Source organism: Balneicella halophila (genome assembly GCF_003096835.1).
GTDB lineage: Bacteria > Bacteroidota > Bacteroidia > Bacteroidales > Balneicellaceae > Balneicella > Balneicella halophila.
Genome location: NZ_QENZ01000003.1, coordinates 59,737 through 82,689, shown reverse-complemented (window position 1 = coordinate 82,689; position 22,953 = coordinate 59,737). Strand labels below are relative to the sequence as shown.

Here is a 22,953-nt window from a genome sequence, read left to right as displayed (position 1 = left end):
TTTTGTTATTAACCGAATAATTAAAAACTTATATAAATATACTGACAGATGAAAAAATTTAGTTTATTGGCAATTGCCTTTTTGACATTATTTACAATGTCATTTGCCCAGACAGAGGACAATAGGTGGAATGTTGGTTTGCATTTTAATTTAAATGCATATCAAGGTGACTTAGGAAATGGATTCTTTGATTTCGATGAGATTTGGGAAGACCAAGGTGTAGGGCTTTCTGTAGGTCGTTATTTATCTCCATCTTTTGATGTAACTGGTAAAGTTACTTATTTCCATCTCGACTATAGAGATGTAGATGGTACCTATGGTAAAGGAAACGGTGGGTATGCAGATTACCTAGGAGCACCTTATGGAGATTGGAGATTCAATGGAGATATGTGGACAGCTACTGCCAACTTAAAGTTCAAGTTTAATAATGGTTGGTTAATCAAGGAGGATGCAGTTGTAGGTCCGTTTGTTATAGGTGGTGTAGGTGTTACTAGAATACATTCAGAATCATTTAGAAATACTTGGCGTAATTCTAAAAACTATTCAAATTTAGCATTTTATTATGGTGGTGGTTTTAATTTCCGCATTACAGAACGTTGGAATATGGTTTTGGAGGCAGGTATTTACAATCCTATGACTGATGTTTATGATGGTATTGATCCTCATACTGCACCAGGATGGACTGCTGATATGAATGATAAAGGAGGAGATGCAGGAGCAAGTGATGATCTATTCATGCAATATTCATTAGGAGTAACATATAATTTAGGTAAGAAAAAGGATGCAGACGGCGACGGTGTGTCAGATAGAAATGATAAATGTCCAAACACACCAGCAGGTGTAGCAGTTGACGAAGATGGTTGTCCTATCGATACCGATGGTGACGGTGTACCTGATTACTTAGATAAGTGTCCTAACCAACCAGGAACTGTTGATGGTTGCCCAGATAGAGATGGTGACGGTGTAGCAGATAAGGATGATGATTGTCCAGATGTAGCAGGATTAGCTCAATTCAATGGTTGTCCAGATACTGACGGTGACGGTGTGCCTGATATGAAAGATGAATGTCCTGACACTCCAAAAGGAGTTAAAGTTGACAGCAAAGGATGTCCAGTAGATACTGACGGCGACGGAATTCCTGATTATTTAGACAAATGTCCTAACGAAGCAGGTGTTAAAGAGAATAACGGATGTCCAAAGGTAGACGACACACCAGTATATTATGACAGAGTTGTACACTTTGATTTTAACAAGTGGAATATTAGAAGAGTAGATATCGAAACATTAAATGAAGTTGCTACTAAGATGATGGAAGACACAACTCTTACAGCTAATGTTGCAGGTCATACAGACTGGATTGGTACAGATCCTATCAATCAAAGAATTTCAGAAAGACGTGCTGAAGCAGTGAAGAAGTACTTAGTGAAGAAAGGTATTGATGAAAATAGAATTAAAACCGTAGGTTATGGTGAAAATTCTCCAGTTGATACTAACGAAACTTCTGAAGGTAGAGCTAATAACAGACGTGCAGAAGTAAGAATTAGATTGAAATAACAATAGTTCTTTAAGAGAAGAGATAAGGGGTTTTCGACAAGAAACCCCTTATTTTTTTATTGTGTTTTGTACAGGGAGATACATTTTTAATATTTTACCAAACAGAAACTCTCTTTCTAAACTAAGGTGGTTAGAGCTAAAAAAGGATATAATAAGAAGGAAGCTGAACCTAATGTGATAAAATTGGTTTGTCTAATTAGTTTAGCACATTATTTGTAATACATTTCACGTATCTTAAAAAATTGAAAAATATGAAAAGAATTAGTTTAACAGTTGCCTTTATGGCACTTTTTGCAATTGGGTTTGCACAAACAGCAGACAGCAAATGGAACATTGGTTTGCATATGACTCAAACTGAGTATCGAGGCGATCTCGGTAACGGTTTCTTTGATTTTGATGATTTTGATCCCGGTGTGATGTTAAATGTGGGTTATTATTTATCTCCAACATTTGATCTAAATGCTCGTTTTGGTTATGCAGAGGTAGATTATACTGATGAAAATGGTACTTATGGTGTAGGTAATGGTGGATATGCCGATTTATTAAATTCACCAAGAAGCTGGGGCTTTGATGGAAATCTTTGGAATGCATCATTAAACTTGAAGTTAAAATTTAATAATGGATGGTTCTTTAGTGAAGATGCTATAGTTGGACCGTTTATCAATGGTGGTGTTGGAATGACTTATATGGATGTAGATCATCAACGTATTTATGGTCAAAGTAAAGAGTATTCAAACTTAGCGTTGAACTATGGAGGTGGTTTTAATATTCGCTTAGGTGAGCGTCTAAATATGGTTTTAGAAGCTAATGTTATCAATCCTACAACGGATGTTTATGATGGCGTGGATGTTAGTTCTGCTCCCGGTTGGGAAGGTGCTGATAAGAGTGATGATAGATTTTTACAATACTCAGTGGGTTTCACTTATAATTTAGGTGCTAAACAAGACTCTGACGGTGATGGAGTTGCTGATAGAAAAGATAAATGTCCTAACACCCCAATAGGTGTTGCTGTAGATGAAGATGGTTGCCCAATTGACACTGATGGTGATGGGGTACCTGATTATATGGATAAATGTCCTAAAGAACCAGGAACAATTAATGGTTGCCCTGATATAGATGGTGATGGAATTATAGATAGCGAAGACAAATGTCCTAAAGTGGCAGGTTTGAAAGAATTACAAGGTTGTCCTGACTCTGATGATGATAAAGATGGTGTGTTGAACTTACAAGATAAATGTCCGAATACACCTGTAGGTGTGGAAGTTGACAAGGATGGTTGTCCAATTGATACTGATGGAGACGGTATTGCTGACTATTTAGATAAATGTCCTAACGAGGCAGGACCCGCTAAAACTCAAGGTTGTCCAGTACAGGATCAATTAAATGAGTTTGCAAAACAAATTTATTTTAACTTTGATAAAGCAACACTGAAAACAGAATCATTTATTGTTTTAGATAAAGTAGTTGAATTAATTAAGCCTCATTCAGATCAAGATTTCAAGATTATAGTAAAAGGTCATACTGACAGTAAAGGTAACGATGCTTATAATCAAAAATTATCTGAAAGACGCGCAGCTTCTGTAAGAGATTACTTGGTTAAAAAAGGAATTGATGCTTCAAAAATTCGTAGTATAGGTTATGGTGAAACACAACCGATTGCTACTAATGATACAGCAGAAGGTAGAGCGCAAAATAGACGTACTGAGATTGTTGTAGAATAATCAAATAATAAATATTATATCAATTTGGAAAGCTGTCTGCAAAGGCAGCTTTTCTTTTTTTATACTTGATTGAGCTTAATTTTTTACTCCTGCAACTTTTCATTCCTTTGATGCCTGTCATGGTCTCGTTTAGTGCGGATTTCCATTTTCCTTGAAAAAGCAGTTTCCAAATCAGTATTTGTTTGGTTAGCAAGGCAAAGAACGACAAATAAAACATCTGCTAATTCTTCTCCCAAGTCTTTGTTTTTATCACTTTCTTTTTCCGATTGTTCACCGTATCTCCGAGCCATAATCCGTGCTACTTCGCCAACTTCTTCGCTAAGAATAGCCATATTTGTTAACTCGCTAAAGTAGCGTACTCCATGTTGCTTTATCCATTCATCTACTTGCTGTTGTAATTTTTGTATGCTCATATCAGTCATTTTTTACTAAAATACAAAAAAAAGAAACCGCTACAGAAAACTGTAACGGTCCTTTTTAAAACCAAACACATTTCATTTTTTACATCCAATATTCTCATTAGTCAATTCCTTTTCAAGGTTTATCCCTTTAGCTAAAACAAAAGGTTTATTTTCTCCAACTTCTCCTTTGAGTTCAGAAACTTCCTGTTTCCAAGCATCGTCATCTTATACCAATATCATGTCTTGCCTTTTCTTTAATGGACTACCTTCTACCTGAGGATTGGCATGGAAATTAGCTCCGTGTAGATGTCCTTCATGCATCATAATGTGAATCTTAGCTATTTCAACCTTTTCCGAACTTTGTTCCTCTTTTTTTCTTCTTCCTTGTCCACGACCTTGAAGCTTAATCCTTTTACTTTAGACCAACCTGCTTTGTCAACCACAGTAATCATAAAGTGGTAATTGCCGGCTTCATACTCTTCTGGGATTGTAAATGTTTCCTTTATTGTGAATGTTTTTGGACTATCAGGAATAGTAAATGCTTTTACCAATTTAAAAGGATTTGTTGCTTCTTTCTTTTCACCGGTTTCGCATTCTACAACTTCTGCTTCAGTAGAGTGTGTATGCAAGTCGAAATTGTGGTGAATGTTAAAATTATAACTGCCCAAAGCCTCATTATCGGAAATCTTTGCCGTAAAGGTAAAAGGAATACCTTTGGTAACTACAGTACAGTTTTGAAAGTCGCTACCGCTAATATCGATAGTTGGGGCTGATTTATCTATTGTGTCATTGTCATCATCACTACAGCTTATTGCTAATAAAGCTGACGAGATGAGCAATAGTATATAAAATATATTCTTCATTTTTTGTAAAATTAATTTTTATTTCTTTTTGGCTAATACTTTTAATTCTCTATTAACTTCTGTTGTTAAGCCTTGTTTATCAACAACTTTGAAATGGAAGTGATAATCTCCCGGCTCTGCATTTTTAGGAATGTCTATATGTTTGTGAAATTTTGCATTGAGCTGTCCTTCATAATCTTTGTATTCTACAGTTGTTTCCCATTCTTCTGTTCCTTCCGCTTTAGTTCCGGCATGGTGGTGTTCTTCCTCATGGATAGTGATTACAACTTTTTCTATTTTGTTCTTTGCAAAAACATCAGCTGCTACATGAATATCTCTACCGGGATATGCCGTTGCGTTATTGCGACTATCTCCATCATGTCCACTGCCAAGTTCAAGGTTTGTAATTTCAGGGTTTCTATTATCGTCGTCATCGTCATCACATGAAGTGATAGCAAGACTTAATGCTAAAAACACGAATAAGAATTTCAATAAATTTTTCATAATGTTGAATTTTTTAAAATGTTATTTAATTGTTTTGTTTGATAATTATTGCCTTAATGTCCTAAAATGTAAATTTTACCGACGCTAAAAAGTTTCGACCTTGTTCGGGCAAATCAATCAAGCGGTAAAAGTTTGTATGATTATAATATTTGGTATCAAATAGATTTTTTACTTGCAGGTTTACTTGTGCTTTGTATCTGCCAAATCTTAAGTTTGTTCCCATGCCTAAGTTTATGAGTTGGTAACTATCCGTTACTTTTTCCGGTGGAACAATGTCTGTTTGTTTTGCAGTATATCTAAAATCAACACTGAAATAACTTTTTTTAAAACAATTGAAAGAATTGAAATTATATTTGGCTGATAAGTTGGTGCTGAAAGGAGGAGAAAACGGTAAGCCGTAGTCTTTTTTTTCTCCACTCAACTGGCGAGACTTTACATATTCCGAAATGGAAGTGAGATCTAAATGATCAAACAACGTTTTATGTAAATGTAATTCTCCTCCGTAGCGAAATACTTTGCTCTGAGTGTAATTAAAAATTTGATTTCCTGCACCATATAAATTATCAAATTCAGAGGTCGGGTTTAGATAAATGTAATTAGGAAAATAATTGGCAAAAGGGCTAAACTCAATCAACCAAATATTATTTTCCCATTCTGCAGTAACATCCCATTGGAAAGAACGCTCAGGCGACAAATCACGATTACCTCGCTCGTATCTGAAGTAGTGATAGTTTACACCATTAGCTGCTAATTCTTTAGCGATTGGCATTCTAAAGCTGTTTCCTACATTCGTTTTTAGTGTCCATGCATCTTTAGTGTAAACTAAGCCTACTGAGCCTGATACATTATGATAACCTTTTTTCAAAGATTCTACTCGGGTAAGATTTCCCCTGTTATTTCCTTCTGTTGGAGAAGTAAACCAATCCGTATATTCTTCAATGTCTATATGTCCATAATCATAACGAAGACCTGCTTTCAGTTTTAGATTTTTATTTAAAGTATAACTGTCTAATGCAAAAGCACCTATATTATATTGAGTGAAATTAGGAATGATAAATCCCCATCCTCCGATATTGTTTTTTTGCAGATTGGCATCCAAGCCGAATTCCAATTGATGATGTTTTGCTTTAAACTTATCTGATAATTTTATGGCATAAAAATCTTTGTCAAATTTTCGCTCTAAATCTGATGGAATATCTAGTTCTTTCGGATATTGTGGAGGCATATAACCATGATTTACGTAGTCTCCCTTTTCCTTACGAATATTTTTTTGATATCCTAAAAGAAGTTGTAACTCATGCTCACCTAATTTTAGGGTGGTTTCATTGGTTACCTTTAAATGATTGACTTCTTGTAAAGGTTTGTCGATATCAGAATTTGATGCATCATAAGCCTCATTATCTACCTTTCGAGGTTCCAAACCATGTGCATTGGCAAAAAATCCTGATTTAGCATTGTAATTGCTTATGTAAAATACACTGTGGAAATTTTCTCCTAAATAGCCGGTATGAAAATGGAAATTGTATTCCTGTCCTGCTGTATTTCGCAAGTGATTCTTATGAAGAGGAACTACAAAATCATAGACATTTACGTGATCCGTTGGGACACGATAGTCTCCATATTTAATACCTGTTGCCCGAGCTCCCACAAGAAAATGGTTCGTGCGTTTTTCAAATTGAACAGAGCCTGAAAGTGAATGGTTGTTCGTCATATAAGAGGTGCTTGCTTCACCGTGTAGGCTGTTTTTTGCCGGGAAATAATTACGTTTTATGTGAATAACCCCTCCCATAGCATCAGAGCCAAAGCCCAAAGAACTAGGACCTTTTAATACTTCGATATTTTGCACATCAAACTGGTCTATTTCTAAACCATGGTCAGCTCCCCATTGTTGTCCTTCATGCTTCAAACCTTTTTCAGCTACTAAAACCCGATTAAAACCTAAGCCACGGATTACGGGCTTTGATTGTCCTGATCCTATTTCAATACTGCTGATTCCGCCTATTTTGTTTAATGATTGCATTAAACTGCCACCTCTGTTTTTATCTATAAATTCAGAATTGACAACTTCAACAGTAATGGCTGATTTTAACTTGGTGCTCCTTTCAGCATCGCCAGATACGACCACCTCATCAAGCTTCTCAATTTCTTCATCCATAAGTATCGATACATCTAAGTCAGTATGATTAATAGTAATCTTCTTAATCAGCGTTTTATAGCCAATAAATGAAATCTCTAGTAGATGTTCGCCATTTGGAATATTATCTAAATTGAATTTCCCATATTTATCAGTAGCTGTCCCTTTTTGTAATTTAGTTATATATATTGAAACGCCTGGTATAGCTTCCTTATAGCGACTTTTTACTGTTCCCGAGATACTATGTGTTTTCTTTGCATACGTAAAATTCAAACAACATAATAAGGAGAAACAAATTAAAATTGTTCTCATATTTGAGTAATTATTAAATGATTAGATAAAAAATAATAATATAGAAACCAATCGACACATTAAGTACATAATACTCTGCTACAGTCGTATCAGTTTAATTAAAATTGTGGAATTGCAATTATGAAATAATAGGAGGTGCTCTGCCTGGTGATTGTAGCAAAAAATGACAAACCGTTACTACATCTTTCTCAATGAATGATGAAACGGCGGACAATGTAAAAAGATAAAAATCTTGTCCTTTTACAAAAAATGAATGCGCAACTTGATGAATAGTACAGGCAATACAATTGTGAAAGTCTATTGAATTATCAACATTTACTAGTTGTTTCTGCTTGGATACGTCAGTGATTGAACCTTTGTGAGCGTGAATGTGTTGATGCAGAAAATTATGGAAAGGTACACTCATGATGAGCATACAACCCAACAGTAAACTTGCTATCGTACTATGATACTTTCTTTTTATCAATCTTCTTCACTTTTTACCAACAACAAAAGTAATAGTATAAATTTATAAAAATATCTTGTTTTGATTTTTTAACGAAAAAATAAAGACGCTCTTGGTTAAATATATTGATACTATCTTTGCAGTCAAAATAGAGTATATGGGGAGAAAGAAAAGCAGAAATCCTAAGATTGAAGAGTTAGAGATTGTCAAGTACGCGGCTGAAGGTAAGGCTATGGGCTACTATAATGAAAAAGTTGTGTTTGTGCCCAACGTAGTACCCGGAGATGTTGTAGATGTACAGGTTTCTAAGAAGCGGAAAAATTATTATGAAGCTTTTCCGTTGGCGTTTCATAAATATTCTGAAGATAGAGTAGAACCTTTTTGCGAGCATTTTGGTGTGTGTGGCGGTTGCAAATGGCAACATCTTCCGTACGAAAAACAGCTGGAGGCAAAGGAGCAAGAGGTTTTGGATAATTTGCAACGTATTGGCAAGGTGGAAATTGAGCAAGTTTTGCCCATAAAAGGTTCAGCAAAACAAGAATATTACAGAAATAAATTGGAGTTTACGTTTTCCGCCGATCGTTGGTTGACAAAAGAGGAGGTAGCGAGCGATATTGAATTTAAGGAACGCCCTGCACTTGGGTTTCATGTTCCTCGTTTTTTTGATAAAGTAGTAGATGTTGAGAAATGCTATCTGCAACCCGACCCATCGAATGCTATAAGAAATTCCATACGAGACTATGCCTTTGAAAATGGATTGAGCTTCTTTCATTTGAGAAAGCATGAAGGATTTTTGCGAACCTTGACAATTCGAACTGCTTCAACGGGGGAAATAATGGTTATTGTAGTGTTTTTTTATGAAGATAAAGAATCTCGTGAAGGATTGATGAACTTTCTGGCAGAGAAATTCCCTGAAATTACTTCATTGAATTATGTGATAAATGAAAAGAAGAATGATACGATAACTGACCAAGAAGTTATTTGCTACAAAGGGAGGGCGTATATAGAAGAAGAAATGGAAGGCTTACGATTTCGTATTGGACCCAAATCATTTTACCAAACGAACTCCGAGCAAGCCTACGAATTGTATAAAGTAACACGTGATTTTGCAGGACTTACAAGCAAGGAAAATGTCTATGACCTATACACGGGAACAGGAACGATTGCCAATTTCGTGGCGAGACAAGCACAGCAAGTGGTTGGTGTGGAGTATGTTCCAGAAGCTATCGAAGATGCAAAGTTAAATTCCGAGCAAAACGGCATTGACAATACGCTGTTTTATGCCGGAGATATGAAAGATATTTTTACCGATGAATTTATTGCAGAGCACGGACAGCCCGATGTGGTAATTACCGACCCGCCACGTGCAGGCATGCACCCTGATGTGGTTGATACGTTGTTGCGTATTTTGCCGAAACGCATTGTGTATGTGAGTTGTAATTCAGCCACACAAGCACGTGATTTATACATGATGCAGGAAAACTATAAAGTCGTAAAATCCCAAGCGGTAGATATGTTTCCGCATACGCACCATATAGAAAATGTAGTATTAATGGAGTTGAAGTAGTTGGTTTTGATATTTTGTATAAAGTTAAATGTATTTTTTCTTTTGTAGCGGTAGGTTTACCCATTTTATCAATCAAAGTCCCGCTTTCCGTTCCTATCTTTTTTCGCTTTCGCACCAATTCCCAACCTACAAAAAGGATAACCACTACAATCGGGGCTATTTTGCGTGCGTTGTCTGTATTTATTTATCCTTGTTTTTTGTCACTCTGACGGCAGGAAGAGTCTCTCTTTTCGAGTATTTTTCATACCGTATGAGATTAGCGTCAATGGCGAGCATGAGTAGTTACAGATTTCTACTCACGAACTTTTCGTTTTAGTGGTTAAACCGCTTCTGTTTATGCACAGTGTTGGTTACAGGATTTAAAATATTAGGTAAAGCTGCTCTCAATATATCCTGAGCATTATTATTATTCTTTAAAAATTCTAAAGCTTTAGTTCTGTATGTATTGGGTTTTAGTGAAATTAAATCTTCAATAACACATAGCAATCCTTTATTGTTGTAATGCATTATAGCTTTTTCATATTCTTTATCAAGAATGATTTGTTCGAGTAATTTTATTCGCTCATTATAGATGTTATCTATGTTTAAGTCGCTGGTGAACTTATTTAAATTAGCCTTTATGCTGTCTAAATTATTACCTTTTTTTACGTGTGACTCAGAAAACTTATAATTTATAAGTGAGGATACAAAATAAGAGCTTTGTTGTATCTTATTTTTTTCAAGGAGTTTTAATACCTTATTTTCTACATCATATAAATTAATGTTTTCATTTTTATACGAAGCATATTCTTTGATAAAATCTTTTATTAAAAATAGGTTCTCAATTTCGGCAACTTGATAAGAATATATGTTTTCTGTTTTTAGTTTATCAAGTTGCTCTGGAGTCCTAAAATCTCTATCAATAAATCCAATAGCTTCTATGTTCTTATTAGGAATTTTATTGAATGAACGAACATAATTGATTACATCTTTACAACTTGATAGAGGATTTATTGTAAAATTGGGGAATAATATTTCAAATATTTGTACATCTAAGCTGTTATTTTTACCCTCACAGAACAATATTTTTTTCTACTTTCTAAAAGCTTCATTAGAAGATTTTCAGGAATTTCATTTTCAGGGATAGCGTTTATATCCCAAATCATAGGATATTTAAAATCTCTAATCCAGTATTTATTAGCTTTTCTTGATGATGCAAAATCTAAATCGTGCGTTAAATATATAAATATACAGTCTTGTCTTAATAATTCTAGTTTATCCCAAAGTTTATTTACAATTGATTTATGAAGGTACATTTCGGGTTCATCAATTATAATTACTGAGTCCTCTTTTGCTAATAAAACTCTTCCTATTAAATAAAGGATATTTTTTTCTCCATCACTCATTCGATATGCAGGATACTCTTCTTGTTTTGAAGGATCTTTGATATTCAATTCATTACTTTCATTAATATACATTACTCTATGCTCAATTAATGAATTCCAAATTTCAATAGCTGTATCTAATTTACTGTGTAAGTCTGTTTTATTTACATTTACATCATTAGAGTAGTTTGTGCAAAAAATATTTCTAATATGAGATCTTTCAGCCATTAATGTTTTTAATACATATTTATATTCGGATCCGTATTTTTGTGTATCTGTATATGGAATATCATTTGTTTGCGATGCGTTATAGGTCGTTTTCCCATCGGTGTAATTTTTCTGATATTCATCATATTCTCTACTTGAGCTATTATAATTTGGGATATTCTCAAAGGTTGGAATAATTAATAATTTTTGGGCAGGAATAACTACACCATATTTTCCGTCAATTATAGTTTTTAAGTTGTCTGCTAAAGTTGATTTTCCTGAGCCATTTGCACCAACAACAACAATATTATCTGTCAAAAATCCTAAATCTTTATAAAATTTATAGGTGACGAATGAACTAAATGAATTTAAAGGATAGTTTTGGCAATAACTCTTCAAGCTATCTGTGTTTATTTGAAAATGAGGCATGTTTAATGCAGTGAACAATTCTTTTGTATTTATCATCTCAACACTAGTGTGTATTTTGCTGTAAAAATCATTAGGAATGATATTGTTGTTTAATTCATTACATACATCTTTCAGATAATTTTTAGAAAAGACTAATTCTTTCAAATATTCGGATATTTTTTCATCTATATTATTGAAATCTTTTATCTTTTCTTCAATGTAGCTTAGATGATTTATTTTCTTATCAATTAATTCTAAAATTATATCTTTATTCATAGTTTTTTGATGATTTTACTTTTTGTTCTTGTGGGAACTCGTTTATATAAATCATAGTTAATAAAACTTCTTCTTTTTTGAGTATTCCTGTTCATCCTGCCAAAATAGCACGATAATGACACCTTAATTAATAGCTATTATAACGTTACATGAGAGACATTGAGAGCATCGCGTTAAGAAACGAAGTGTTGTAGCCGTAAAAAAACAGAAACTGTTTGAGTGTAGCGAGTTTTTCTGTTTTTAGGTTACGTTGCTTCGTTTTAGCGTATGTTTTCACAGTCTTGAGTTTTTGGTTCGTTTTGGCTCAAGCCAAAATGAATAGAAAGAAAAAAATGCAGTAAATTTTTCTTCTCCTCTCTATGAGGGAATACGGACTGACAAAGAGATGCTTCTCTAACTTTTAGTACGTTAACAATTTTTTGTCTTTCTGAATGCAATGAAGAAACTCACGTTGTTGTTCTATTTCTACTTGATAATAATCACGTGAGACTCTTCACGGAGTTCAGAGTGACAAAATAAATACAGATAAACTAGAAATAATTAGCCCCGATTGTAGTGGTTATCCTTTTTTAAGGGTAGCGGTAATTGGTGCGTGAGGAAAAAAGATAGGAACGGAAAGCGGGACTTCGTTGTAAAAATTGAGATGACGTATCGCTACAAAAGAAAAGAATTCGAGTGAGTTAGTGGAAACAAAACATAAAAACTGTATTTTTGTAAATTCGCTTGCAATGAGCAGAGAAAAGTAACATAGGAATAATATCATAGAACAAAAAAATTATGTACAGAACACATACTTGTGGAGAATTACGTATCTCGGATGTCGGTAAAGAAGTGACCCTCTCGGGCTGGGTGCAACGTGTAAGAAATATGGGAGGAATGACATTTGTCGACCTTCGTGACCGCTATGGTCTCACGCAATTGGCTTTTAATATGGAGACAGACGCTACTTTGTGTAGTAGAGCGCGTAAATTGGGCCGTGAGTTTGTGGTACAGGTGGTTGGTAAAGTTGAGGAGAGAACGAGCAAAAATGACAAGCTTGCAACCGGTGATATTGAAATTGCAGTTTCTCAATTTAAGATTTTGAATATTGCGAAAACACCACCATTTACGATTGAAGATGAAACAGACGGGGGTGATGAATTGCGTATGAAATATCGTTATTTGGACTTGCGTCGTAAGCCTTTGCAACGAAATATGATATTGCGACATAAGGTAAATATTGAAGTGCGCAAGTATTTGGACGAGCAAGGATTTATCGACGTAGAGACTCCGATGTTGATAAAATCGACACCGGAAGGAGCTCGTGACTTTATCGTGCCTTCTCGTATGAATCCAGGTGAGTTTTATGCCTTGCCACAGTCGCCACAGGTGTTCAAACAATTGCTGATGGTTTCAGGATTCGACCGTTATTTTCAAATCGTAAAGTGTTTCCGTGATGAGGATTTACGTGCTGACCGCCAACCTGAGTTTACACAGATAGACTGCGAAATGGCATTCGTTGAGCAAGAAGATGTGTTGAATACTTTTGAGGGAATGACCAAGCATCTATTTAAAGTAATACAAGATGTGGAATTGCCTGACTTTCCACGTATGCCTTATGCAGAGGCGATGGAACGCTATGGGAGTGATAAGCCAGACATTCGTTTTGGAATGGAATTGAATGATATTACTTCTTTGGTACAAATAGGAGCATTTAAGATATTCGATAGTGCAGCGTACGTAGGTGCTATCTGTGCAAAAGGCTGTGCAAATTACAGTCGTAAGCAGTTAGACCAATTAACAGACTTTGTGAAGCGTCCGCAAGTGGGAGCACAAGGATTGGTTTATGTAAAATATAATGAAGATGGCAGTTTTAAATCTTCAGTAGATAAGTTCTACAATGCCGAGGAGTTGCAAAAGTGGGCTGAGGCTTGTGGTGCAGCGAAAGGAGACTTATTATTACTCCTTTCCGGTAAAAGAGAGAAGACACAAACTCAACTTTCTACACTGCGTTTAGAAATGGGTAATAGACTGGGATTGAGAGATAAAACGGCGTTTCAGCCACTTTGGGTGGTAGATTTTCCTCTTTTAGAATGGGATGAAGAAACAGAACGTTATCATGCTATGCACCATCCATTTACATCGCCGAAAGAAGAAGATTTAGCGATGATTGAGACAGAGCCTGAAAAAGTTCGTGCGAATGCTTATGACTTGGTAATAAATGGTGTAGAAGTTGGTGGCGGTTCTGTGCGTATTCACGACCAAGAGTTACAGAAGAAAATGTTCCAATTATTAGGCTTTACTGATGAAGAAGCTCAGGAGCAGTTTGGCTTCTTAATGGATGCTTTTCAATATGGTGCTCCTCCTCATGGCGGTATTGCTTACGGATTTGACCGCTTGGTTTCTATGTTCCTTGGCTTGGAGTCTATCCGCGATGTAATTGCCTTCCCTAAAAATAATATGGGACGTGATGTAATGATTGATTCACCATCGCCAGTAGCAAAAGAGCAATTGGATGATTTGTATTTGAAGCAAGTAGAGAAAAAATAAAAATACCCTAAAAATGGCACACAAAGCAGGTTTTGTAAATATATTGGGTAATCCGAATGTTGGGAAATCAACACTCATGAACTTACTTGTGGGAGAACGTATTTCTATTATAACTTCGAAGTCGCAGACAACACGTCATCGTATAAAAGGTATTGTGAATACAGACGATTATCAAATTATTTTTTCTGATACTCCAGGGGTAATCCAACCGAATTATAAATTGCAAGAATCTATGCGCAATTTTTCAGAGTCTGCTTTGCAAGATGCTGATGTGGTCGTTTTAGTTACAGATGTTGTTGAGAAAGTAGGGAAAAACAGGGACTTTATAGACAAGATAGCTAAACAAAGTGCTCCAGTCTTGTTGATTATCAATAAGATAGATTTAAGCTCACAAGATAAAGTTGTGGAATTGCAAGAGCAGTGGAAAAAGATGATTCCTCAAGCAGAAATTTTCTTTACCTCAGCATTGCATAAGTTTAACGTTGAAGGATTGATGGATAGAATCGTAGAATTACTGCCTGAAGGACCTCCTTATTTCCCAAAAGATGAATTGACAGACTTACCAGCACGCTTTTTCGTAACAGAAATCATTCGCGAAAAGATTTTAGAGGAGTTCGATAAAGAGATTCCTTATGCTGTTGAAGTTTTGGTCGAAGAATTTCATGATACTGAAAAAATCATCAACATAAGAGCAGTAATTCACGTAGAGCGTGAATCTCAAAAGCCGATTATTATAGGAAAAGGAGGTTCAGCTATAAAGCGCGTTGGCACTAATGCACGTAAGGATATTGAAGCGTTTTTTGGTAAAAAAGTATTTTTAGAGCTGTTTGTAAAAGTGCTTAAAGATTGGCGTAAAAATGACAGGCATCTCAAGAACTTTGGATACAAGCAATAGAACGATATCACTAAGCTAATTTATACAATGCATCGTTTTATTGACATACATACGCACAATAAGTCTAACACCCCAAATATTTTTCAGCTACGAAGTTTATTTCCAGAAGATGAAGTTCTAAACGAGCCATTTTCTGTGGGTATTCATCCGTGGTATATTCAGGATGAATGGACTAAACAGATGGAAAAAGTTAAAGAGAAAGCGAGTTCTGAACAATGTTTAGCTATCGGGGAGTGTGGTTTTGATAAAAATAGTGAAACCCCTCTAAAAGTTCAAAAAGAAATTTTTGAAAATCACATCCAATTAGCAGAGAACTTACAAAAACCTCTAATAATTCATTGCGTAATAGCCTATGATGAATTGTTGAGGTACCAAAAACACACAAATGTTTCTATGGTTCTGCACGACTTTGGAAAAAATGCAACACTTGGAAAACAACTGCAAGAAAAAAACATCTATATGTCTGTAGGAAAGGCACTTTTTCGTGAAAGTTTTGAAAAAGAATTTCTACAATTAGACCATTCAAAGTTGTTCCTCGAAACAGACGATATGGAATGCTCCATTCAAAAGATTTATGAACAAGCAAAGACAATTTTAGGTTGCGAATTAGCAGATTTGCAAAAACAGATTCAAAGTAATTACAAAGATATTTTTTAGATGACAGATTGGTTAGTCCGTACAGAGCTTCTGGTTAAGGAGGAAGGGATTAGAAAATTACAAAGTGCAAATGTTTTGGTTGTTGGTTTAGGTGGAGTTGGTGCAGCTGCAACTGAGTTTATTGTCCGCGCAGGAGTTGGTAAGATGATTATTGTAGATGGAGATGTTATAGACACTAGCAATATAAATCGGCAATTGCCAGCATTGCATAATACTGTTGGAAAATCCAAAGTGAGCATCGTAGCTCAAAAGTTGAAAAATATCAATCCGAAGTTGATATTGACAGAAATCGAAGAATTTATTGAGCCAGACCGTGTTGAATCATTACTTTCTGAAGGATTTGACTATGTGGTAGATTGTATTGACAGCATTACGCCAAAATTGCATATTATTGCTGAAGCAAAAGCGAGAGAGATTCCCATAATCAGTAGTATGGGAGCAGGCGGAAAAATGTTAGCGAGCTCAGTACAAGTCACAGATATCAGCAAAAGCTATAACTGTATGATGGCAAGAACTATCAGAAAAAGGTTGAAGTTTTTTGGAATTCGAAAAGGAGTAAAGGTTGTTTTTTCTAATGAGTTGCCAAATGCTGAGAGCTTAGAAATGACTGATGGTTCTGGCTACAAAAAATCGTTTTATGGAACGATAAGTTATATGCCGTCTTTGTTTGGTCTGCACATGGCAGAAACAGTAATCAGAGATTTGCTGAAATAAAAAAGGAAGACTTTTCGTCCTCCTTTTCAAACCTAAATCTTAGATTTTTATTTCTTGATAAAAACTTTATATTCCCAAGGTTTCAATAAGATACTACTATTCTCTTTGAAGTTCAACTTCTCATCAGAAAAATACTCAGTATAAATTCCATTTAGTTTAAAATCATTACCATTGTAAGTTTGCTCTTCGTCAGAAAAGTTAAAGAGGCAAACAACTTTGTTGTTGTTTTTTTCTCTTGAAAAAGCTAATACATCTTTGGGTGAATCTGAAATAGCCATATATTTCCCTCCAGAATTACCATTCCAAAGAGCTTCATTATCATGCTTCAATGCAGTAAGTTTTTTATAAAAATCAGTAAGTTTCATATCTTCCCATGAAATCTCATCTTTTTTAAAAAAGGCTAATCTTTTATCTAAGCCGGCTTCTTGTCCACTGTAAATGAGTGGCATACCTGGCATAGTGAAAGTTAATGTCGCAAATGTTTTAACGGCATCACCCATGCGTTCAAATTCAGTCCCATTCCATGAATTCTCATCATGATTGGTGATGAATTGCATAATGTAAGTATCCTCATGATAACGATTAGCATCTTTTACGATAATGTCATGCAATGCTACAGCCGTCTTATTTCCTTTAGCAACTTCGTTCATAATATGATGGCTTTCCCATCCATATACCATATCAAAAGCATCTTCAGATAATTGTGGCTCCCAAGCTTCGGCAAGCATAAATACAGGTTTTATTTCATCTAAAGCTTTACGTGCGTCATTCCAGAAATCCACAGGGACTTCTCCCGCTACATCACAACGATAACCATCTACATTAAACTCTTTAACCCAATATTCGAGTGCATCAATCATGGCAGCTCGCATTTCTACGTTATAGTAATTTAAGTCTGCAACATCTGTCCAGTCTGGATTGGGAGGAATGATTTTTCCATTTTCATCTTTCGTGTACCATTCAGGATTTTCCGTAATCCATGGATTATCCCAGCCCGTGTGATTGGCAACCCAGTCCAAAATAACGTGCATGCCTAACTCATGAGCTTTTTCAATAATAGCCTTAAAATCTTCTTCTGTTCCAAATTCCGGATTTACTTTTTTATAATCTTGTACAGAATAATAGCTTCCCATTTCGCCTTTTCTGTTTTTTTCAGAAATAGGACTTATAGGCATTAACCATAAAATATCAACACCTAATTCTTTTAAGCGAGGTAAATGCTCTTCGAAAGCCTTAAAAGTACCTTCTTTGGTGTATTGCCTTACATTTACTTCATAGATTACCGCATCCTTTGCCCAATCAACATGATTGGTTGAACGTGTTGCTATGTAGTTTTCATCAGCACCAGTATCAGTTTGAATTACAGCTTCTTGCTTTTTCTTACATGCTGAAAATAAGAATAAAGCAGAGAGTGCTAAAAGCCATACTAATTTTAATTTTTTCATAATGTATTGATTTTATATTTTAATATATTATTTCAGTACTATTTGCAGGTAGAGTCAAAGAAACAGTATTATTCTTAATTGTGAAAGGTGTTTTGAATAAACTCTTCTCTACATGTACATTTTGAGGTAATTTTAGCGTCATCGATTTTTCTTCAGTTGATTTATTGAAAATAACTATTGTTCCTTCATCAAAATAGTTGCGGAGATACGCTAAAATATTTTTTTTTGTTTTTAAGAATGTAAAATCACCATAAATAAGAGGAAGATTTTCGCGTCTTAATTTAGCAATGCTTGCAATTTGCTCACGTGTTTTGATTTCATTTTTTTCAAGATTAGTGAACTGCATCATGCGACGATTATCAGGGTCATTTCCGCCAGGAACACCGTATTCATCACCTTGATAAATGACTGGAACACCAGGTATTGTTAAATTGAATGCATTAAGTTGCACTAATTTAGCATAAGCTGTAGTATCTGTAAGAGTGATATCGCGAGTCCATCCTGCAAGTTTTGCGTCTTCATCAAACTTGACATCACCAGATGCGTAAGATATAAAACGACTACGGTCATGATTACCTGAAATGTTACCCATTAAATGATGATGTCCAAAATAGTTAAAGCTTTCATTTAAAGCATTCTTTAATTTTTCAAAACTGTTTTCGCTTGGTTTTGCGAAGCAAGCTACTGCATTATCATACAAATTGAAGTCAAACTGAGCATCTAACAAGCCAGAGCTAACATAACTCGCAATGAGCTCACGGCTGCCATAAGTTTCTCCAATCTGATAAACAGTAGGATTATTACTGTGTCGTATCTTTTTGGTCAAAGTTCTCCAAAATTTGATAGGAATATGTTTGGTGGCATCATGCCTGAAACCATCAAAATCATAATTTTCCACCCAATATAATGCGGAGTCGGTCATCATCTCCATTACTGTGTCGTTTTGGAGGTCTAATGTTGGCATAAAATCATCAAACCAAGTTGTGAGCCTATGGTTATCCCATTGTTCAGTGTTTTTTGTGCCATCAGGCAGATAGAGCGGAGTCACCCAATTAGGATGCTCTTTATAAAATGGATGCTCTTCATGCACGTGATTAGCCACATAGTCTAATAGGATATTTATATTGTTGTCATGTGCTGTTTTCAGCAATGTTTTTAATTCTTCAGACGTTCCAAAACGATAATCTACCTCAGAGGAAGAAATCGGCCAGTAGCCATGATAACCTGAGAATTTAGTCATCGGATTCGTCCATTGTCCGTACGGATCCTCAGGGTTTTGCGTTATGGGTGATATCCAAATCGTATTTATTCCGAGATTGGTAAAATATCCATCATTTATTTTCTTTGTGATTCCTGCAATATCACCTCCTTGATAATCAACCTGAGGCAATACATCTTTACGGTTTAGCGGATGGTCATTCTCCTTTTTCCCATTATTAAAACGGTCAATCATTAAACTGTAAAGCGTTTGTGCATGTTTGTCTTTACGACTTATATCTTTTGCATCAGATAGCACTTTTCCATCCTGTAGCGGAATAAGTATATCATTAGAAAAACTGTTATCATTTGAACCCCACACTCTTATGTAAGAGCGTTGGTTTTCTGATGCTCTTTCTGGGATTACAATTTCAACCTTGTCGTTGTGTCTTTTTACCATGCTGTTCGGAACTTCTATATTTTCCCAAAAAACTATAATATTTTCTACATTTTCTACCTTTAAAGTGACTTTCTCGTCAGTAAAAGAATAAGTGGACAATGTAGGTTTAGTTTTTGAACCTTCAACTGTTAGCAATGAGTTGTAACCGCCGTTATTATTATCCACTTTTGTTACTTGTGGAGCTAATTTTTCTTTATCATTGACCAAATAAATATATTGATAATTACCCGGAGGTATGGTGAATGAAAAAATGTTTGTTTTTCCCTCGATATTAGCAGGTTCTAAAGTTGCCCAAGATGTCATTTCTCCCTTTAAAAGTACTTTGTCATCGGGACTTTTAGCATTGTATTTTAAATAAACTTTCTGTTTTAGTGATTTTTTTATAGCTAAATCATATTTCTGTCCATCGATGTGTAGCTTTAGTGTTGATAGCATTGGGATGGTGTCAGAGCTATAGATAATGCATTTCTTTTCGTCTTTGTTCCAACTAATATTGTCGAAACCGCTAATGCTGTCAATTTTAGTTGCATCATAGACATAGTCTTCAAGATATAGCACAGTGCTGTCCAGATCTAAAACGATAGGAGAAAGCAAGGTTGTTGTTGCAGGTTCTAAAGGATAGATGATTTTCTCTGCGTTGTTACAACTTAAAAAACTAATAATTAGTATAAAACTATAGGCTATCTTATTCATGTTTTGAAGATTTTTTATCTTATCAATTAGATTGTTTTGAAAGGCTATCATTTACAAATAAGGATAAAATACCTCCCAGAATCATGGAACAACCGCCTACGAGTAATGCATAAACGGGTTCGTTGTTAAAGAATTGGGAAACTAAAAATCCTAAAATCGATGCTGCTACCAATTGAGGAATTACGATAAAGAAGTTAAATACTCCCATATAATATCCCATTTTAGATGACGGCAATGCACCTGATAGCATTGCATATGGAATAGATAATATACTTGCCCAAGCTACGCCGACACCAATCATAGGTAACCATTCCATCATGAAAGTGGAAGGTTCATTTATAAAGTAAACAGACATCAAACCAAAACCACCAATAGTAAGTGCTAAGAAGTGTGTGAATTTACGGCTGGTCCATCTTGCCACCACAGGCAATAGGAATGCAACCGCTGCAGCGATGATGTTATAGTTGGCAAACATTTCACCTACTTGATTCGCCCCAATATTATATGCTTCGGAGGTAGTGTCTGTAGTTCCATAGATATGTTCTGTAACGGCGGGTGTCATATAAATCCACATAGAGAAAAGTGCAAACCAAGAGAAAAACTGAACCCAAGCAAGCTGAATCATAATTTTTGGCATGGTTTGGAAATCATTAACAATAGTTACAAAACTACTTTTGTATTTTAATTGTTTTTGTAACCAACCTGAGATAATCATAACAACAGCACCACTGGAAATTAATCCTAATGTAAGGACGAATAAATCTTTTTTCAAGTTATAGGAATAAATAAAATAGCTTGATATAAGTCCTATTGCTAGAACTACAATTCCAGTTGTGAGGTGTTTTGTGCCATTCTTTAAATACCATTCTTTAGAATGTTCTTCTTTTTGAAACTCTTCTTTATGTTCATCTATAAATTGCTCTAACTCCTCAGGGGAATATTCCTTTGAAGTTAAAACAGTCCACAATACAGTAATGAGGAAAACGGCTCCTCCTATATAGAATGAATATTTTACAGAATCAGGAACGACACCCTCAGGCGCTGTATTAGCAACTCCAAGCCAAGTAAGAAATTGCGGTAAATATGATGCAATATAGGCGCCAATTCCAATAAAGAAACTTTGCATAGCAAAACCCTTAGTTCTCTGCTCGTCTGGCAATTTGTCGCCCACAAATGCGCGAAAAGGTTCCATCGATACATTGATAGAAGCATCCATAATCCAAAGCATTCCTGCGGCAAACCATAATACTGGAGAGTTTGGCATAACAAACAAAGCTGCCGAGGCAAGAATAGCACCAACTAAGAAATAGGGGCGACGTCTTCCCCAGCGAGGATGCCAAGTTTTATCACTTAGATACCCAATAATAGGTTGTATTATCAATCCTGTAAGCGGTGCTGCTACCCAAAGTATAGGGATGTCTTCAATCCTAGCACCCAGTGTTTGGAAGATCCTGCTTACATTGGCATTTTGTAATGCAAAACCCATTTGGATTCCAAGAAATCCGAAACTCATATTCCAAATTTGCCAAAAACTTAAATGAGGTTTTTCCCTTAGTTGCTTTGTTTCCATATTTCTAACCCATTAATTATTTTGTAGTACCTCTTAATAATAATTCAGTTTTCAAAACTGTAGTACTGTATTCTATATAGTCATCGTTATTTTTTATTCTTTCCAATAATATCTTTGTAGCTTCTTGTCCAATTTTATAACCATTTTGAGATATTGTTGTGAGTGGTGGTTCACAAACTCTAGATATCATACTGTCTGTAAATCCTATAATAGACACATCTTCTGGAACTCGTTTGCCAAATTCCTTTAATGCAGTGAGTGCTCCAATTGCTGAGCTATCATTTACGGTGAAAATTGCATCTATTGGTGTCTGGCTGTTGAGTATTTGGAAAACAGTGCTATAGGCCTCTTCGTAGCTGTCAGCATTGAACATGAGTTCCTTCTTTATAGGGATTCTAGCTTCCCGTAGCGCATCTTTATAGCCGTTTTTACGGTTTTGAGTGATAAGGAGATTGTTTAATGTTCCAAAAAATGCAATTTCCTTACAACCAGTTTTTATCAAGTGACTAACCGCATTTTTAGCAGCAAAAAAGTCATTGATGACGATATAATCAGCCTCTACCTCTTTAGTGATTCTGTCAAATAAAACTAATGGCACACCATTGGCTTTTATGCATTTTATATGTTCAAAATTATCAGTATTTTTTGATATAGACATCAAGATTCCATCAACCCGATTGGCCAAAAGAGTATGAATATTTTTGACTTCTCTGTCATAATTCTCTGACGATTGAGTAAAAATAACTCTATATCCTTGATCGTAGGCAATATCTTCAATACCACTGAGGACAGTGGAGAAGAAATAATGGATGAACTCAGGAATCACTACACCAATAACGTTAGATGTGTTATTTTTTAGGCTAGTTGCCATGAAATTAGGCTGGTAATTCAATTGCTCTGCCAGCTCTTTAACTTTTCTCTTTGTAGCATCACTGATGTTCTTGTGATCTTTTAATGCTCTAGAGACAGTCGAAGGTGCTATATTCAGCTTTTTTGCTATATCTTTTATAGTAACAGCTCTTTTCATGATGCAGTAAATTTAGAGTAAAATATGGAAG

Annotated in this window: 18 protein-coding genes; 7 read left to right on the top strand and 11 right to left on the bottom strand. The window is 35.3% G+C overall.

The window, feature by feature from the left end:
* The first annotated feature begins 48 nt into the window (after nucleotides 1-48).
* Together C7377_RS09750 and C7377_RS09745 are read left to right on the top strand one after the other, a co-directional pair.
* Nucleotides 49-1,554 (top strand): OmpA family protein, encoded by a 1,506-nt coding sequence (locus C7377_RS09750; protein WP_116495363.1) that lies wholly within the window; start codon nucleotides 49-51, stop codon nucleotides 1,552-1,554.
* 251 nt (nucleotides 1,555-1,805) lie between these two features.
* Entirely contained in the window at nucleotides 1,806-3,275 is a 1,470-nt protein-coding gene (locus C7377_RS09745; protein ID WP_116495362.1) for an OmpA family protein, read from the top strand.
* Between the two features lie 83 nt (nucleotides 3,276-3,358).
* Here the strand turns inward: C7377_RS09745 and C7377_RS00345 are convergent, their stop codons facing one another.
* From C7377_RS00345 to C7377_RS00325, 5 genes are all read right to left on the bottom strand, one after another.
* Nucleotides 3,359-3,697: a nucleotide pyrophosphohydrolase gene (locus C7377_RS00345; RefSeq protein WP_207778370.1), complete on the bottom strand. Its 339-nt coding sequence runs from the start codon at nucleotides 3,695-3,697 to the stop codon at nucleotides 3,359-3,361.
* A gap of 317 nt (nucleotides 3,698-4,014) precedes the next feature.
* Complete coding sequence (locus C7377_RS00340; protein WP_116495361.1) at nucleotides 4,015-4,539, bottom strand: DUF4625 domain-containing protein; 525 nt, start codon at nucleotides 4,537-4,539, stop codon at nucleotides 4,015-4,017.
* An 18-nt stretch (nucleotides 4,540-4,557) separates the two neighbouring features.
* On the bottom strand, nucleotides 4,558-5,022 hold the full coding sequence (locus tag C7377_RS00335) for a DUF4625 domain-containing protein (RefSeq protein WP_116495360.1): 465 nt from the start codon (nucleotides 5,020-5,022) through the stop codon (nucleotides 4,558-4,560).
* Nucleotides 5,023-5,083: 61 nt separating this feature from the next.
* Nucleotides 5,084-7,468 carry a TonB-dependent receptor gene (locus tag C7377_RS00330; RefSeq protein ID WP_116495359.1) on the bottom strand — a complete coding sequence of 795 codons (2,385 nt, stop codon included), beginning with the start codon at nucleotides 7,466-7,468 and terminating at the stop codon, nucleotides 5,084-5,086.
* 118 nt (nucleotides 7,469-7,586) lie between these two features.
* A complete protein-coding gene (locus C7377_RS00325; protein WP_116495358.1) occupies nucleotides 7,587-7,934 on the bottom strand; it encodes a hypothetical protein in 348 nt (115 codons plus the stop codon).
* A 136-nt stretch (nucleotides 7,935-8,070) separates the two neighbouring features.
* Here C7377_RS00325 and rlmD point away from each other — a divergent pair, with 136 nt between their 5' ends.
* Nucleotides 8,071-9,480 (top strand): 23S rRNA (uracil(1939)-C(5))-methyltransferase RlmD, encoded by a 1,410-nt coding sequence (gene rlmD / locus C7377_RS00320; RefSeq protein ID WP_116495357.1) that lies wholly within the window; start codon nucleotides 8,071-8,073, stop codon nucleotides 9,478-9,480.
* A 312-nt stretch (nucleotides 9,481-9,792) separates the two neighbouring features.
* On the opposite strand, the gene C7377_RS00315 is transcribed toward rlmD, so the two are convergent.
* Nucleotides 9,793-10,542 carry a DUF4435 domain-containing protein gene (locus C7377_RS00315; RefSeq protein ID WP_165806816.1) on the bottom strand — a complete coding sequence of 250 codons (750 nt, stop codon included), beginning with the start codon at nucleotides 10,540-10,542 and terminating at the stop codon, nucleotides 9,793-9,795.
* Entirely contained in the window at nucleotides 10,512-11,735 is a 1,224-nt protein-coding gene (locus tag C7377_RS00310) for an AAA family ATPase (RefSeq protein ID WP_116495355.1), read from the bottom strand. Before C7377_RS00310 ends, C7377_RS00315 begins: the two co-directional genes overlap by 31 nt.
* Nucleotides 11,736-12,512: 777 nt before the next feature.
* Between C7377_RS00310 and aspS the strand changes: the two genes are divergently transcribed.
* The 4 genes from aspS to C7377_RS00290 are packed head-to-tail and all read left to right on the top strand — an operon-like array spanning nucleotide 12,513 to nucleotide 16,530.
* Nucleotides 12,513-14,264, top strand: coding sequence for an aspartate--tRNA ligase (aspS, locus tag C7377_RS00305; RefSeq protein ID WP_116495354.1), 1,752 nt, complete (start codon nucleotides 12,513-12,515; stop codon nucleotides 14,262-14,264).
* 13 nt (nucleotides 14,265-14,277) lie between these two features.
* Nucleotides 14,278-15,159 carry a GTPase Era gene (era, locus tag C7377_RS00300; RefSeq protein ID WP_116495353.1) on the top strand — a complete coding sequence of 294 codons (882 nt, stop codon included), beginning with the start codon at nucleotides 14,278-14,280 and terminating at the stop codon, nucleotides 15,157-15,159.
* Between the two features lie 27 nt (nucleotides 15,160-15,186).
* Nucleotides 15,187-15,816, top strand: a complete 630-nt coding sequence (locus C7377_RS00295; protein ID WP_116495352.1) for a TatD family hydrolase — start codon at nucleotides 15,187-15,189, stop codon at nucleotides 15,814-15,816.
* Nucleotides 15,817-16,530, top strand: coding sequence for a tRNA threonylcarbamoyladenosine dehydratase (locus C7377_RS00290; RefSeq protein WP_116495351.1), 714 nt, complete (start codon nucleotides 15,817-15,819; stop codon nucleotides 16,528-16,530).
* A gap of 47 nt (nucleotides 16,531-16,577) precedes the next feature.
* On the opposite strand, the gene C7377_RS00285 is transcribed toward C7377_RS00290, so the two are convergent.
* The 4 genes from C7377_RS00285 to C7377_RS00270 are packed head-to-tail and all read right to left on the bottom strand — an operon-like array spanning nucleotide 16,578 to nucleotide 22,922.
* Nucleotides 16,578-17,975, bottom strand: a complete 1,398-nt coding sequence (locus C7377_RS00285) for an alpha-amylase family glycosyl hydrolase (protein WP_116495350.1) — start codon at nucleotides 17,973-17,975, stop codon at nucleotides 16,578-16,580.
* 19 nt (nucleotides 17,976-17,994) lie between these two features.
* Nucleotides 17,995-20,325 (bottom strand): alpha-amylase family glycosyl hydrolase, encoded by a 2,331-nt coding sequence (locus C7377_RS00280; protein ID WP_165806815.1) that lies wholly within the window; start codon nucleotides 20,323-20,325, stop codon nucleotides 17,995-17,997.
* 22 nt (nucleotides 20,326-20,347) lie between these two features.
* Nucleotides 20,348-21,895: an MFS transporter gene (locus C7377_RS00275; protein WP_116495348.1), complete on the bottom strand. Its 1,548-nt coding sequence runs from the start codon at nucleotides 21,893-21,895 to the stop codon at nucleotides 20,348-20,350.
* A 16-nt stretch (nucleotides 21,896-21,911) separates the two neighbouring features.
* Complete coding sequence (locus tag C7377_RS00270) at nucleotides 21,912-22,922, bottom strand: LacI family DNA-binding transcriptional regulator (RefSeq protein ID WP_116495347.1); 1,011 nt, start codon at nucleotides 22,920-22,922, stop codon at nucleotides 21,912-21,914.
* Nucleotides 22,923-22,953: the final 31 nt, after the last annotated feature.